The organism is Corynebacterium sp. NPDC060344, from assembly GCF_042725215.1.
Taxonomy (GTDB): domain Bacteria; phylum Actinomycetota; class Actinomycetes; order Mycobacteriales; family Mycobacteriaceae; genus Corynebacterium.
Genome location: NZ_JBHXCS010000001.1, coordinates 380148 through 394811, shown reverse-complemented (window position 1 = coordinate 394811; position 14664 = coordinate 380148). Strand labels below are relative to the sequence as shown.

Annotated in this window: 12 protein-coding genes; 7 read left to right on the top strand and 5 right to left on the bottom strand. The window is 69.8% G+C overall.

Features of this window, described 5'->3' with window-relative positions; translation table 11 throughout:
* Nucleotide 1 precedes the first annotated feature (1 nt).
* Nucleotides 2-688, bottom strand: coding sequence for a 3'-5' exonuclease (locus ACFWGD_RS01795; protein WP_377776793.1), 687 nt, complete (start codon nt 686-688; stop codon nt 2-4).
* Between the two features lie 130 nt (nt 689-818).
* Between ACFWGD_RS01795 and ligA the strand changes: the two genes are divergently transcribed.
* The 3 genes from ligA to ACFWGD_RS01780 all read left to right on the top strand — a co-directional run bounded on the left by ligA (nt 819) and on the right by ACFWGD_RS01780 (nt 4271).
* Nucleotides 819-2927 carry an NAD-dependent DNA ligase LigA gene (ligA, locus tag ACFWGD_RS01790; protein ID WP_377777013.1) on the top strand — a complete coding sequence of 703 codons (2109 nt, stop codon included), beginning with the start codon at nt 819-821 and terminating at the stop codon, nt 2925-2927.
* 3 nt (nt 2928-2930) lie between these two features.
* The gene (locus ACFWGD_RS01785; RefSeq protein ID WP_377776792.1) at nt 2931-3311 is read left to right on the top strand and encodes a hypothetical protein; all 381 of its coding nucleotides are present in this window, start codon (nt 2931-2933) and stop codon (nt 3309-3311) included.
* A gap of 90 nt (nt 3312-3401) precedes the next feature.
* Nucleotides 3402-4271: a hypothetical protein gene (locus ACFWGD_RS01780; protein ID WP_377776791.1), complete on the top strand. Its 870-nt coding sequence runs from the start codon at nt 3402-3404 to the stop codon at nt 4269-4271.
* Nucleotides 4272-4357: 86 nt separating this feature from the next.
* Here ACFWGD_RS01780 and ACFWGD_RS01775 read toward each other — a convergent pair whose 3' ends face one another.
* From ACFWGD_RS01775 to ACFWGD_RS01765, 3 genes are all read right to left on the bottom strand, one after another.
* Nucleotides 4358-6724 (bottom strand): glycogen/starch/alpha-glucan phosphorylase, encoded by a 2367-nt coding sequence (locus tag ACFWGD_RS01775; protein WP_377776790.1) that lies wholly within the window; start codon nt 6722-6724, stop codon nt 4358-4360.
* 153 nt (nt 6725-6877) lie between these two features.
* On the bottom strand, nt 6878-7753 hold the full coding sequence (locus ACFWGD_RS01770) for a bile acid:sodium symporter family protein (protein ID WP_377776789.1): 876 nt from the start codon (nt 7751-7753) through the stop codon (nt 6878-6880).
* Between the two features lie 39 nt (nt 7754-7792).
* Nucleotides 7793-8455: an amino acid-binding ACT domain protein gene (locus ACFWGD_RS01765; protein WP_377776788.1), complete on the bottom strand. Its 663-nt coding sequence runs from the start codon at nt 8453-8455 to the stop codon at nt 7793-7795.
* Nucleotides 8456-8729: 274 nt separating this feature from the next.
* On the opposite strand from ACFWGD_RS01765, the gene gatC reads away from it, so the two are divergent.
* Together gatC and gatA are read left to right on the top strand one after the other, a co-directional pair.
* Nucleotides 8730-9029 (top strand): Asp-tRNA(Asn)/Glu-tRNA(Gln) amidotransferase subunit GatC, encoded by a 300-nt coding sequence (gene gatC / locus ACFWGD_RS01760; protein ID WP_377776787.1) that lies wholly within the window; start codon nt 8730-8732, stop codon nt 9027-9029.
* 2 nt (nt 9030-9031) lie between these two features.
* Nucleotides 9032-10540 carry an Asp-tRNA(Asn)/Glu-tRNA(Gln) amidotransferase subunit GatA gene (gatA, locus tag ACFWGD_RS01755; protein WP_377776786.1) on the top strand — a complete coding sequence of 503 codons (1509 nt, stop codon included), beginning with the start codon at nt 9032-9034 and terminating at the stop codon, nt 10538-10540.
* Here the strand turns inward: gatA and ACFWGD_RS01750 are convergent.
* A complete protein-coding gene (locus ACFWGD_RS01750) occupies nt 10537-11934 on the bottom strand; it encodes an LssY C-terminal domain-containing protein (protein WP_377776785.1) in 1398 nt (465 codons plus the stop codon). The genes gatA and ACFWGD_RS01750 overlap by 4 nt on opposite strands.
* Before the next feature lie 210 nt (nt 11935-12144).
* On the opposite strand from ACFWGD_RS01750, the gene ACFWGD_RS01745 reads away from it, so the two are divergent.
* Complete coding sequence (locus tag ACFWGD_RS01745) at nt 12145-13548, top strand: DHA2 family efflux MFS transporter permease subunit (protein ID WP_377776784.1); 1404 nt, start codon at nt 12145-12147, stop codon at nt 13546-13548.
* A 78-nt stretch (nt 13549-13626) separates the two neighbouring features.
* Nucleotides 13627-14658, top strand: coding sequence for an ATP-dependent 6-phosphofructokinase (locus ACFWGD_RS01740; RefSeq protein WP_377776783.1), 1032 nt, complete (start codon nt 13627-13629; stop codon nt 14656-14658).
* The last annotated feature ends 6 nt before the right edge of the window (nt 14659-14664 follow it).

The window sequence follows — 14664 nt, the reverse complement described above, 5'->3', positions numbered from 1 at the left end:
TTCAGCCCCTCGGCGCGTCGATGGGCCAGGCGCTCATGCGGAAGTCCGACACGTCGCGGCCCTGCTTGACCAGCCACTCGCGCAGAGAGCGCTGCTGCTCGAAGTGGGAGACGGCCTGGTATTCCATGAGCTCGTCGCCGTCCATGGTGGCCAGGTCCGGCCACACCTTCTTCGCCATCACCCACGCCAGGCGGGCGGCGGCCAGCGCATCGGCGGTCGCCTCGTGTGCGTTGTCCAGGCGCACCTGGTAGTGCTCGCAGACGTTGCCCAGGGTCTTCTTGCCCTTGCGGAACTGGTCGCGGGCGCGGTCGATGACCAGGGGGTCGAAGACGAGCCCGTCGACGGTGAAGCCCGGATCTTGGCTGCGCAGCACGGTGAGGTCGTAGGCGGCGTTGTAGGCCACGAGCGTCAGCCCGTCGCTCCACGCCCGGCGGATCTCGGCGATGGTCTCGGCGAGCACCTCGTCGTGGGGGCGGCCGTGCTGCCGCGCGTGCTCGGTGGTGATGCCGTGGACCGCGGCGGCCGCGGCGGGGATCTCCACCCCCGGGTCGGCGAGCAGCTCCGTGGCCTGCGGCGGCCCCCCGTCGATGCGGACCAGCGCGGATGTCACGATCCGGCATTCATGCGGGTTAGTTCCCGTCGTCTCCAGGTCGAAGGCGAACATCCTGCCCGCGTCGAATGTGGTCATGTGGCCACTCTAAACGGCGCCCCGGATCGCGGCGGGTTCGGGTGGGAGCGGGTGATCCGGCCCACCGCCTAGAATCGTCCGCGTGACCGATCGCAGCGAAGACCTCACCGACTCCATCCCGGACAGCACCGTGGATTCGCTTTCCGACGGGCCGGCGCCCGACGTCCGGCGGGCGTGGGAAGAACTGGCCGACGAGATCCGCGATCATTCGTCGAAGTACTACACGGGCCAGCCGGTCATCTCGGATGCGGAGTACGATGAACTGTTCCGCAGGCTCCAGGAGCTGGAGGCCGCGCATCCGGAGCTGGCCGTGCCGGACAGCCCGACGCAGCAGGTCGGCGCCCGGGTGGAGGCGCCCGCCGATGGCGTCACCTTCGAGCCGGTCGAGCATCTGCAGCGGCTGTACAGCCTGGACAACGTCTTCGACGAGGCGGAGCTGCGCGAGTGGCTGGCCCGCACTCCCGCGGCGGCGTACCTGACGGAGCTGAAGATCGACGGCCTGTCCATCGACCTGGTCTACGAGAAGGGCCGCCTGGTCCGCGCCGCGACCCGCGGCGACGGCAGGGCGGGCGAGAACGTCACCGCCAACGCCCGCACCATCGCGGACATCCCGCACGAGCTGACGGGCACCGGCGAGTACCCGGTGCCCGACGTCCTCGAGGTCCGCGGCGAGGTCTACATTCCGGTGGACGAGTTCGACGCCCTCAACGCCGGCCGCGCCGAGGCGGGCCAGCGCACCTTCGCCAACCCCCGCAACGCGGCGGCCGGTTCGCTGCGGCAGAAGGATCCCGCCGAAACCGCCAAGCGCCCGCTGGCCATGATCTGCCACGGCATCGGCCACGTCGAGGGCTGGCGGCCCGACACGCAGCACGACGCCTACCTGGCGCTGGCGGCCTGGGGCCTCCACGTCTCGCCGTACACGAAGAAGGTGGAGGCGGCGGAGGACGTCGTCAAGCACATGCTGTACTGGGGCGAGCACCGCCACGACGCGGAGCACGAGATGGACGGCCTGGTGGTCAAGGTCGACGACCTCGCCGAACAGCGCGCGCTGGGCGCGACGTCGAGGGCGCCGCGGTGGGCGATCGCGTTCAAGTATCCGCCGGAGGAGGTCACCACCGACCTGCTGGACATCCGCGTGTCCATCGGGCGCACGGGCCGCGCGACGCCGTATGCGGTGATGCGCCCGGTCACCGTCGCCGGGTCGACCGTCGAGATGGCCACCCTGCACAATCCGACCGAGGTGACGCGCAAGGGGGTGCTCATCGGCGATCGGGTGACCATCCGCAAGGCCGGCGACGTCATCCCCGAGGTGCTCGGTCCCGTCGCCGACGTGCGCGACGGCACCGAGCGGGAGTTCATCTACCCGACGCTGTGCCCGGAATGCGGCACGCGCCTGGCGCCGGCGAAGGAAGACGACGCCGACTGGCGCTGCCCCAACACCCGCTACTGCCCGGGGCAGCTGCGCCGGCGCGTGGAGTTCCTGGCCTCGCGCGGCGGTTTCGACATCGAGCACCTGGGGGAGCGCGGCGCCGCCGACCTCATCCACCGCGGCGTGCTGTCGGACGAAGGCGACCTGTTTTCGCTCACCGCCGCCGATCTGGAGCGCACGGAGGTCTACACCACCGCCGCGAAGAAGAAGGTGGGCGACGACGGCGTCGCGCGCGGCACCCTCAACGCCAACGGCAAGAAGCTTCTGGAGTTCATCGGGGCCGCAAAGTCCCGCGAGCTGTGGCGCGTGCTGGTCAGCCTGTCCATCCGACACGTTGGCCCGACCGCCGCCCGCGCGCTGGCCCAGAAGTTCGGGTCGATGGAGGCCATCCGCGGGGCCTCTCGGGAGGCCCTCGCCGATACCGATGGCGTCGGCGGGATCATCGCCGACTCCGTCATCGCGTGGTTCGGCGTCGATTGGCACCGCGAGGTCGTGGACAAGTGGGAGGCCGCCGGGGTGCGCATGGCCGACGAGGTCTCCGACCGCCCCGAGCAGGTCCTCGAGGGGCTGACCGTCGTGGTCACCGGCTCGCTGGAGGACTTCACGCGCGACAGCGCCAAGGAGGCCATCCTCGTCCGCGGCGGCAAGGCGGCCGGTTCGGTGTCGAAGAAGACCTCGGTGGTCGTCGTCGGCGACAACGCCGGCTCGAAGGCGGACAAGGCGGAGCAGCTGGGGGTGCCGATCCTCGATGAGGCGGGTTTCCACCGATTGCTTTCCGACGGCCCGTCCGCCATCCCCGGAACCGAGTAGCCGGTGGTCTTCAGGAGCGGGGGCGGCGAACGTGCGTCCTATGGCTGGATCCGTGCCGACCGCACGACCCAGCCGGAGTGGGCGCTGCCGGCGGAGGCGATCATCTCCGTCCTGCCGCCGCTGCTGCTGGCGGTGAACTTCCTCGGCGGCACCATCGGGCCCACCGTCTCGGGGTACGTGGTGCTCGCCGTGATCGTCGCGGTGCTCATGGCCCTGCCGGTCTTCGCCATCCTGCGGCAATCGGTGGTCGGTCTGGCGCTGATGTTCGCGCCCGTCGCCGCGGGGTGGATGCTGCCCGGCGAGATGGGGCATGCCGCCGGCACCTACATCGGATTGCCGTGGGCGGCCATCGCCGCGGTCAATCTGGCCTATCTGCGGCGGTGATCCCGGTCACGTCCGGGCGGATCGGCGGATTATGACACATTGTGTCCCGCGCCATAGTCGCCCCAGGTGGGGCGCCGATAACGTGCGTACATGGCGGCGACTATCCAGAACACGAAGGTCCACAAGACCGAACGCGCACTGGTCACCGTCCCGGACGCCACGAAGCGCCCGGGCCGGATGGCGGAACAGATCACCATCGGACGCGACGCGTGGGGGCGCAACTGCCTGACGCGAACCATCGCCGAACGGCGCACCTCGAACGGTCCGATGCGGCATGAGGTGGTCAAGCTCAAGTCGCTGGACACCGGGCAGCTCATCGACATGGTCCTGCACGTGTCCCGCAGCGCATCAACGTTGGAGGCCCTGCAGTTGGCCTGCCACGCGCACCACGGCGTCATGCGCCGCGATCGCGTCCTGGGCCGCGAGCACCCCTACATCGACCATCCGCTGCGCAATGCGCTCCGCGCGTTCCTGTGGGTCGCGGACCGCTGGCCGGGCGCGGACGTCGAGCTGGTGCTGCAGGGTTGTCTGCTTCACGACGTCGTCGAGGATGCCCCCGACCGCGTCGTTTCGTTCTACGGCGGCGACGGCTCGGACGCGGCGGCGGCACTGGGGGAGAACCTCGGCCCGAGGCTGCGGGCGGCGGTGGCGGCGGTAACCAACCCACCGGAGCTGAAGAAGCTCGAGGGCGGCGACAAACGCGAGGCCTACCGCGCGCACCTGGAGCGGAGCCTGGCGGATGACCCCGTGGCGCTTCTGGTCAAGGCGTCCGACCTGTGGGACAACGCAGGCTCGGCGTTCTACGCGGACGCCGCGTTCGCCAGGAAGATGACGGCCAAGTACCTGCCGGTCATCCGGATGATCTCGGGCATGGCCGCCGACCTCGGCGATGAGGTCGTGGCGGGTCGGGTGTCCCGGTCGATGGCGGCTCTGGCCCAGAAGATCGACGTCTGGGACTGACGTTCAGCCGGGGCGGCGCCGGCGCAAATGCCGAGGCCGGGTCCCGCTCGTACGCGGGACCCGGCCTCGAACCGGACTGATCCGGATTACTTGATCGGGGTGGCCTCGATCTTCCACACCTCGTCGGCGTAGTCGCGGATGGTGCGGTCGGAGGAGAAGCGGCCCGAACGGATGATGTTCAGGAAGCACATCCGCGCCCACTTCAGCTCGTCGCGGTAATCCTCGGCCATGCGGTCGCGGGTCTCGCGGTAGTCGGTGAAGTCGCCCAGGACGTAGTACACGTCGGCGGGCTCGTAACCGGGGGAGTTGAGCAGCGAGTGGTGCAGGTCGTGGAAGATGCCCGAGCCGCCGTCGCTGAACGTGCCGTCGACGAGCGAATCCAGGGCGCGCTTGAGGCCCGGGACCGACTCGTAGGCCGCGCGCGGGTCGTAGGTCTTGCGCAGCTCCGGCAGCTCCTCTTCCTTGGCGCCGAAGATGTAGGCGTTGTCGTCGCCCACGGCCTCGACGATCTCGACGTTCGCGCCGTCGAGGGTGCCCAGGGTCAGGGCGCCGTTCATCATGAACTTCATGTTGCCCGTGCCCGAGGCCTCCTTGCCGGCCGTGGAGATCTGCTCGGAGATGTCCGTGGCCGGGATGATGTGCTCGGCGGGGGAGACGTTGTAGTTCTCCACGAACACGACCTTGAGCTTGTCGCCGATCTCCTCGTCGTTGTTCACCAGCTCCGCGATGGCGTTGATGAACTTGATGATCGCCTTCGCCCGGACGTAGCCCGGGGCCGCCTTCGCGCCGAAGATGGCCACGCGCGGCACGACGTCCCACTCCGGGTTGTCCTTGATGCGGTAGTACAGGTCCAGGATGTACAGCGCGTTGAGCAGCTGCCGCTTGTACTCGTGCAGGCGCTTGATCTGCGAGTCGAAGATCGCGTCGGGGGAGATCTCGATGCCCTGGCGGGCCTCGATCCACGCCGCGAAATCCTCCTTGTTGCCGCGCTTGATGGCCATGACCTCGCGCAGGACGTCCTCGTCGTCGGCGAACTTCTCCAGCTCGGCGAGCTTGTCCAGGTCCGTCACCCACGCATCCGAGCCGGACAGGCGGGTCAGCAGCTCCGGCAGGCGCGGGTTGCACTGGTTGAGCCAGCGGCGCGGGGTGACGCCGTTGGTCTTGTTGTTGAACTTCTCCGGCCAGATGCCGTGCCACTCGCCGAGCGTCTCGCGCTTGATGATCTCCGTGTGCAGCGCCGCGACGCCGTTGATGGAGTACGCGGTGTAGCAGGCGATCCACGCCATGTGGATCAGGCCGTGGGAGATCGGCGCCATGTAATCGATGGTGGCGTGGTCGATGCCGCGCTCGTCGAGGTCGGCGCGGAAGCGGCGGTCGATCTCCTGGATGATCTCGAGCACGCGGCGGAACAGGCGCTCGAAGATGGAGAACTCCCACGTCTCCAGGGCCTCCGCCAGCACGGTGTGGTTGGTGTAGGCGAACGCCTTGGACGTGATGGCCCACGCCTCTTCCCAGCCCAGGCCGTGCTCGTCGAGAAGCAAACGCATCAGCTCGGGGATGGCCAGCACCGGGTGCGTGTCGTTGAGCTGGATGCAGTTGTACTCCGCGAAGGAGTCCAGCGAATCGTGGTTGGCCAGGTGCGAGTCGATCATCGCCTGCAGCGAGGCGGAGACGAAGAAGTACTGCTGGCGCACGCGCAGCACCTTGCCCTCGTACGTGGAGTCGTTCGGGTACAGCACGCGGCAGAGGTCGTGGACGCGCTCGCGCTCGACGATGGCGTCGGTGAAGCGCTGCGAGTTGAACGCGTCGTAGTCGAATTCGCGCATCGGCTCGGAGTTCCACAGGCGCAGGGTGCCCACGTTGTCGGTGCCGTAGCCGGTGATGGGCATGTCGTGGGGGACCGCGCGGACGGTGAGGTCGTCGAAGCGCACGATGCGGGCCTCGTCCTCGCGGCGGACGACGAAGGGGTAACCCTCCTCCATCCACGGGTCCGGGTGCTCGTCCTGGAAACCGTCCTCGAAGGTCTGCTTGAACAGGCCGTAGCGGTACAGGATGCCGTAGCCGGTGGCCGGCAGGTCCTGGGTGGCGCAGGAGTCGAGGAAGCAGGCGGCCAGGCGGCCGAGGCCGCCGTTGCCCAGCGCCGCGTCGTGCTCGGCCTCGAGCACGTCGGTGAGGTTCTTGCCGTAGGCGGCGACGGCCTGCTCCGCCTCGTCGACCAGGCCCAGGTTCAGCAGGTTGTTCAGCAGCGCGCGGCCCATGAGGAATTCCGCGGAGAAGTAGTGCTGCTGGCGGGTGGCGGCGTAGGCGCGGGTGGTGGCCTCCCAATCGTCGGCGAGGTGATCGACGACGACGCGGGACATGCCCGACCAGAACTCCATCTCGGACGAGGTTTCGGGAGTGCGGCCGGATTCGGCGCGCACGTGCGAGGCGAGCCGATCAGTGAAATTCGACATGTGGGGTGGGTCTCCGATTGCGGGGTGGGGGATGGTCCTGGCCGCCCCCGACGGGTGGTCGGAAACGGTGGACGCAGGCGGCATCCGACCTTACCCGCACGGTGCGCGGGTCTCGCGCCGAGCGCGCCGGGCGGGGCTGCTTTGCGACGGCCCTCAGTTCGCCGTGGTCGCCATCATCCGCCGCCCCAGGGCGATGACCGCGGCGGCGGTGAGGTACATGACGATGGAGTAGACGGCCGCGGGGACGGCGAACTCCTCGTCGCCCACCACGGTCAGCGCGATGACCAGGCCGAGGGTGGAGTTCTTGATGCCGTACTCCACGGCCAGCGCCAGCTGCGAGGCGCGGTCGACGCGGGCGGCCCAGGCCAGGGCCCCGCCGGCGAGGATGACGGCGAGGTTGAACACCAGCACCGCGGGGCCGGCGAGGATGACCATGTCCACGATCTCGGAGCCGAGGTCGACGGCGACGGCCGCGATGGCCAGCAGCAGCACGACGGCGCCGAGCGCCGACATGCCGCGCTCCAGCTTCGCGGCCAGGTCCGGCTTCTTGGCGCGCAGGAGCATGCCGGCGGCGACGGGGATCAAGATCACACCGACGAGCAGCCCGAAGGTCTGGCCCAGGGGGACGGACACGGCCAGATCGGTGGCGCCGGGCAGCAGCCGCCCGGCGACGTCGAGCCAGCCGGGCAGGGTGACGATGACCACCAGCGACGCGACGACGGTGAGGATGATCGACAGCGCCACGTTTCCGCGGGCCAGATACGTCACCAGGTTCGACGTCGACCCGCCGGGGCAGGCGGCGACGAGGACGAGGCCGAGCGCCATGATCGGCGGCAGGTCCATGGCCATGGCCACCGCGATGCCGATGGCCGGCACGAGCAGCACCTGGCCCAGCGTGCCGATGATCGTCGCCCGCGGCGTGCGGGCCTGGGCGCGGAAATCGGCGAGCGTCAGGCTCAGCCCGATGCCGACCATGATGACCGCGAGGGCCACGGGCAATCCGATGGCGATGACCGGGTTGTTTTGCATGGGAGAAGGCTATCGGGCCGCGCGGCCCGCGGTGGCGGTTTAGTGCAGAATCGCGCCGACGATGTCGCCGATGCGGCCCAGGTGCTGGACCTCCGAGGGCAGGAAGTCGGGTCCGCCGGGCCGCCCGATGACCAGCGTCCAGCCCTTGCCCATGGGGGCGGCGGCCAGCGAGGACTCCATGAGGGTCCACGATTCGGGGATCCAGGGCTCGTTCTCGCCGTCGAGGCGGCGGGCGGTGTCGACCGGCGGCTCGGCCAGCGTGCGCCCGTCGTCCTCGGGGGCGGCGATGGAGGCGACGACGCGCCGCGTGCCCGTCGCCGAGTGCCCGAGCACCAGCGCCCACCCGGCGGTCATGGTGCGGGGCAGGCCGTCGACGATCTCGCCGAGCGCTCGCTGCGGCTGGCTGCGGTGGCGGGAGAACTCGGCGAGCATGGCGATCTGTCCGCGTCGGTCGACCGACCCGGAAAACGGGCGGATCGAGTCGACTTCCACGCCGTCGATGGACTGCGCGGCGGTGATGAGGGTGTCGGGCAGGCTGCCGCTGGGCAGGTCCACCACGATGTCGTCGACGACGGTGCCGTCGGTGCCGTGCTCCACCACGTCGACGGAGCGGATGTCACCGCCCGTTTCGCCGAGCGCCGCGGCCAGCAGGCCCAGCGAGCCTGGGCCGTCGGGGATCTGCACTCGCATGAGGTACGACATGGGTTACGGGGACCTTTCGTGGCCGCCGCGACCTGGGGAATCCCGGGTGACGGAGGCGCGTATCGGCAAGACGGTTCACCAGGTTACATGGGACGCCCCGGGGGTGCGCCGTGACCCGTGCCACACAGGTGAGTAGGGCTTCTGCTTCCCGTGAATCCTCCGCCGCCCGCTTTACGACGGTGTTGCGCGCCCGTTGAGGGGGCGTGAACCCGCGCCCCGGCCGCAGCGGCTAACCTGATCGGGTAAAACCCGGAGACAACGAAAGGGGTCACGCGTGCCCGCAATCTCGCGCGACGAGGTCGCCCACCTCGCACGACTGTCCCGCCTGGCGCTGACCGACGCGGAGCTCGACGAGTTCGCCGGCCAGATCGACGGCATCATCAACCACGTGCAGGACGTCCAGGAGGTCGCCGCCTCCGACGTCGAGCCCATGAGTCACCCGTCGTCCCTGTCGGGCGTCATGCGCGACGATGTGGTCAAGCCGACGCTGACCGCCGAGCAGGCCCTGGACCAGGCGCCCTCGGTCGAGGAGCAGCGCTTCGAGGTCCCGCAGATCCTGGGCGAGGAGGAGTGACCATGACCAACCCCACCCTGTTCACCGCCGTCGCGGACGACCCGATCCTGGGCCTGACCGCCGCCGAGCTCGCCGCCAAGATCCATTCCCGCGAGCTGACCTCCGTGGAGGTCACGCAGGCGTTCCTCGACCGCATCGCCGCGGTCGACGAGGGCATCCACGCCTTCCTGCACATTGGCGCCGACGAGGCCCTGGCCGCCGCGAAGGCCGTCGACGACTCCCTCGATGCCGGCGATGCCCCGGCCTCCCCGCTGGCGGGCGTGCCGCTGGCGCTCAAGGACGTGTTCGTCACCACCGACGCCCCGACCACGTGCGCGTCGAAGATGCTCGAGGGCTACATGAGCCCCTACGACGCCACCGTCACCGAGAAGCTCCGCGCCGCGGGCATCCCGATCCTGGGCAAGACGAACATGGACGAGTTCGCCATGGGCTCGTCGACCGAGAACTCCGCCTACGGCCCGACCCACAACCCGTGGGACGCCGAGCGCACCGCCGGCGGTTCCGGCGGCGGCTCCTCGGCCGCGCTGGCCGCCGCGATGGCGCCGCTGGCCATCGGCACCGACACCGGCGGCTCGATCCGCCAGCCCGCCGCGCTGACCGCCACCGTCGGCGTCAAGCCGACCTACGGCACGGTCTCCCGCCACGGCCTCGTCGCCTGCGCGTCCTCCCTGGACCAGGGCGGGCCGACGGCGCGCACCGTGCTGGACACGGCGCTGCTCCACGAGGTCATCGCCGGCCACGACGAGCGCGACTCGACCTCCACCGAGCAGCCCATCGCCGACGTCGTCGCCGCCGCAAAGGCCGGTGCCGACGGCGACCTCACGGGCGTGAAGGTCGGCGTCGTCAAGCAGTTCGACCGCACCGACGGCTACCAGGGCGGCGTGCTGGATTCGTTCCACGAGGCCGTCGACAAGCTCAAGGAAGCCGGCGCGGAGGTCGTCGAGGTCGACTGCCCGAACTTCGACCATGCGCTCAGCGCCTACTACCTGATCCTCCCGTGCGAGGTCAGCTCCAACCTCGCCCGCTTCGACGGCATGCGCTACGGCCGCCGCGCCGGCGACGACGGGACGCTGTCGGCCGACCAGGTGATGGCCAAGACCCGCGCAGAGGGCTTCGGCGACGAGGTCAAGCGGCGCATCATCATCGGCACCTACGCGCTGTCCGTGGGCTACTACGACGCCTACTACCTGCAGGCCCAGCGCGTGCGCACGCTGATCCAGCAGGACTTCGAGCGCGCCTTCGAGCAGGTCGACGTCCTGGTGTCCCCGACGACGCCGACCACCGCCTTCAAGCTGGGCGAAAAGGTCGACGATCCGCTGAGCATGTACATGTTCGACCTGTGCACGCTGCCGCTGAACCTGGCGGGCATGTGCGGCATGTCGGTGCCCTCGGGCCTGGCCGCCGACACCGGCCTGCCGGTGGGCCTGCAGATCATGGCCCCGCGCCACGGCGACGACCGCCTGTACCGGGTCGGCGCCGCGTACGAGAAGGTCCGCGGCCCGGTCGCCTAACCTTCTTGCTTTACGACGCCCGACCGCCGCCCCTTCCCGGGGCGGCGGTTTTGCGTCCATTGGCGCACCTCGTCGGAGGAGATGGCCAGCAGCGCGACGAGGCTGACGGCGGCGGTGACCAGATGGACCGTGATGGTGCCGGCGTCCCCTGCGCGGCCATCGCGCAGCTGGAGGAACAGCCCCGCCGTGAGCAGCGCCATGAGCGCGATGCGCGGCCACGCCCGGCCCGCGAGCGTCAGCGCGGTGAGGATGACCAGCCCGGCGGCCCACGCCGACAGGAAGATGACGAATGCGGCGGCGTTGACCTGATCCGATTCGCCGGTGGCGCCGATGACGTCCTCGGGGGAGCGGACGAACCCCCACGCCAGCATCGCGCACTGCCCCAGGAACGACGCCATGAGCATGACCAGCGCCAGCATCAGCTTCGGCGGCCGGTGGGCATGGACCTGCGACGGTGCGGAGACCCGGGCATCCGGGTCCGGGGAGGCGACGGGGCCATCGGGCACCGCGAACCCGGCGGCGGCCTCGGCGACCATCGCGGGCACCTCGGCGGCCGGAGCCACGCGCACGCCGCCGACGTCGATGACGGGCAGGTCGCCGTCCGTGCGCACCCTGTCGCCGCCGCCGTTGCGGTGGTGGTAGCCGGAGGAGAACTCCCGGATGACGTCGATGGACGAGCCGGGCACGGCCCGGACCGAGTCGACGATGTAGTCGCGCTCGACGTCGATGTTCTCGTCGATGCGGTGTGTGACCTGCAGGGTGAACAGGCTCAGGCCGACGGCGGTGTCGAAGGTGCCCGCGCCCAGCCACCCCACGCGGCGCCCGCCCGGCAGCGGCCAGTCGTCGGGGCAGCGCCAGAACCGGACGTGGTGGCGCTGCGACGGCGATCCCTCGACCTCCTGCTGGTAGGCGAGGTCCTGCATGCGGCCGAAGAGGAACAGCGGCGACACCGGCGCTTCCGGGTAGGAGCGGCCCAGCACCGAGGACACGACGATGCGCCACGACGTGCGCAGATTCACCGGATCCGCCAGCGTCCAGCCGGCGGCCGTCATCGCGGCATGGATCTGCGCCGCCGTACCGTCGACGGCCAGGTTCACCGGATCGCCGAGCATCCCTTCGGAGGTGCGCGTACGGCCGAAGAAGTAGTCCGGCACGTACAGCGAGGTGAGGATGCGGTGCAGCCGCGGCAGCGTCAGATACGCCGTGACCGCCCAAAACGGCACGAGCAGCACCAGCGACCATCCCAAATGGATGGAGTTGCCCAGCAGCAACAGCGCGAACCACACCGCCAGCGCGCCGGCGGCGACGAAGAATCCGACGTCGATCCACTGCGCTCGGGAAGTGGACCGGATCTGGGCGTCCAGGACGCGACGTGATTCGCGTTGCCTACTCATGGGGACAGCATATCGCCGACCACGGATCGTCGAAAAGCAAATGAGCAGCAGATTTCCACCTCGCAGGTGAGCAAGTACCTGCGCGGCGATCGGCATCAGTTTCGAGCTACTCGTGGTGGAAGCTGTCCACCGGACCCGCGGCGAGGGCGGATGGTGGGAGCCGGGGGAGTAGCATCGTCGCGACGTGACGTAGAGGAAAGAGGCGGGCACATGCGGGACACGGCCACGGCGGCGCAGCACCATTTGCCGCCCAAGCAGGCGTATCTCGCGTTGTTCGCGCTCTGCGTCGGGTTCTTCATGAACCTCCTCGACCAGTCGATCGTCGCCGTGGCCACGCCACAATTCATGGAGCAGCTCGGCGCCGAATACGCCGCCGCGATCTGGGTGACCTCGGCGTACCTGCTGGCCTACGCCGTGCCGCTGCTGGTCACCGGCCGCCTCGGCGATCAGTTCGGGCAGAAGCGGATCTACCAGATCGGCATGGTCATCTTCACGCTGTCGTCGTTGTGGTGCGGGCTGGCCGAATCCATCGAATCGCTCGTCGCCGCCCGCTTCGCGCAGGGCCTCGGCGCCGCGCTGATCGGCCCGCAGACGCTTGCCATCATCACCCGCATTTTCCCGCCGGAACGCCGCGGCGCCGCGATGGGCTGGTGGGGCACCGTCGCCGGCCTGGCCACGCTGACCGGCCCGCTGCTCGGCGGCTTCCTCACCACCACCGTCGGCTGGGAGTGGATCTTCTTCGTGAACATCCCCTTCGGCATCCTGTCCATGGTCCTCGTGGCCAAGTGGGTCCCGGACCTGCCGTCGACGTCGCGCAGCTTCGACGTCGCCGGCATCGCCGTGTCCACGCTGGCTATGGTCGGCCTGGTCTTCGGCCTCCAGCAGGGCCAGGCCGCCGGGTGGGCGCCGTGGATCTGGGCGATGCTCGCCGCCTCGGCGATCCTCTTCGCGGTGTTCGTGCGGCTCCAGGCCACTGCGCCGGGGCGCGGCGTCGAGCCGCTGGTCCCGCTCCGGCTTTTCGACGACCCCAACTTCGCCCGCGGCGCCCTGTCCATCGCCACGATGGCCTTCGCCACCGCGGCCAACGCCTTGCCCGTCATGCTCTACGTGCAGACCTACGACGACCTCACCGCCTTCCAGGCCGGCCTGCTCGTCGCACCGATGGCCCTGCTGTCCGGCGTGTTGGCGCCGTGGGTGGGGTCGATGGTCGAGCGCACCAAGGCCAACCGGCTGTCCATGATCGGCTTCGGCGCCATGATCGCCGGCCACGTCGCCATGTTCGGCGTCCTGCGCGAATCGGTGCCCACGTGGACCATCGCCGTCGTCGTGCTGCTGCTCGGCGTGGGCAACGCCTTCGTGTGGGCCCCCAACTCGACGATCACCCTGCGCGGCCTGGACACCCGCATCGCCGGCGCCGGCTCCGGCGTCTACAACACCACCCGCCAGGTCGGCGCGGTCTTCGGTGCCGCCGCCACCGCCGCGTTCATCGCCGTCGGCCAGGCCGCCGGCGCCGGTCCCGCTATCTTCGGCCAATCGCTGCTGCTCCACGCCGCCGTCCTGTGCATCGGATTCGTCGCCGTCGCCGGCTTCAGGAGGGCGCCCGGGGCGTCGTAAAGCAACCCGAAACGGGCACGATCGCTCACCGCGATGCCCGAGGCGCGTCCGGGCGGAACGGTCGCTAGAGTGGGGGGCATGCGAATCGCGACCCTGACCTCCGGTGGCGACTGCCCCGGCCTCAATGCCGTCATCCGCGCCATCGTGCGCACCGCCAGCTCCGAATACGGCTCCACCGTCGTCGGCTTCGAAGATGGCTGGATCGGCCTCATGGAGGACCGCAGGGTCCAGTTGTACGACGACGAGAACATCGACCGGATGCTGCTGCGCGGCGGCACCATGCTCGGCACCGGCCGCGTCCACCCGGACATCCTCATGTCGAACCTGGACCGCATTAAGGACAACCTCGCCGACGCCGGCATCGACGCCCTGATCCCCATCGGCGGCGAAGGCACCCTCAAGGCCGGCAAGTGGCTGTCCGACAACGGCGTGCCCGTCGTCGGCGTGCCCAAGACCATCGACAACGACGTCAACGGCACCGACTACACCTTCGGCTTCGACACCGCCGTCGCCGTGGCCACCGAGGCCGTCGACCGCCTGCACACCACCGCGGAGTCCCACGAGCGCGTCATGATCGTCGAGGTCATGGGCCGCCACGTCGGCTGGATCGCGCTGCACGCGGGCATGGCCGGCGGCGCGCACTACATCGTCATCCCGGAAGAGCCGTTCGACATCAACGCCATCTGCAAGTCCATGGAGCGCCGGTTCCAGATGGGCGAGAAGTACGGCATCATCGTCGTCGCCGAGGGCGCCATGCCGGCCGAGGGCACCATGCAGTTCGAGGAGGGCGGCGTCGACCAGTTCGGCCACCAGACCTTCAACGGCATCGGCCAGGTCATCGGCAACGAGATCAAGGAGCGCACCGGCTACGACGTGCGCACCACCGTGCTCGGCCACATCCAGCGCGGCGGCACCCCGACCGCCTACGACCGCGTGCTGGCCACCCGCTACGGCGTCCACGCCACCCGCGCCGTCCACGACGGCGACTACGGCAAGATCGTCGCCCTGCGCGGCGAGCACGTCGAGCGCATCGACATCGACGACGCCGTCTCCGAGCTCAAGGTCGTGCCGCCCCGCCGCTACGCCACCGCCAAGGCGCTGTTCGGCTGATCCCCC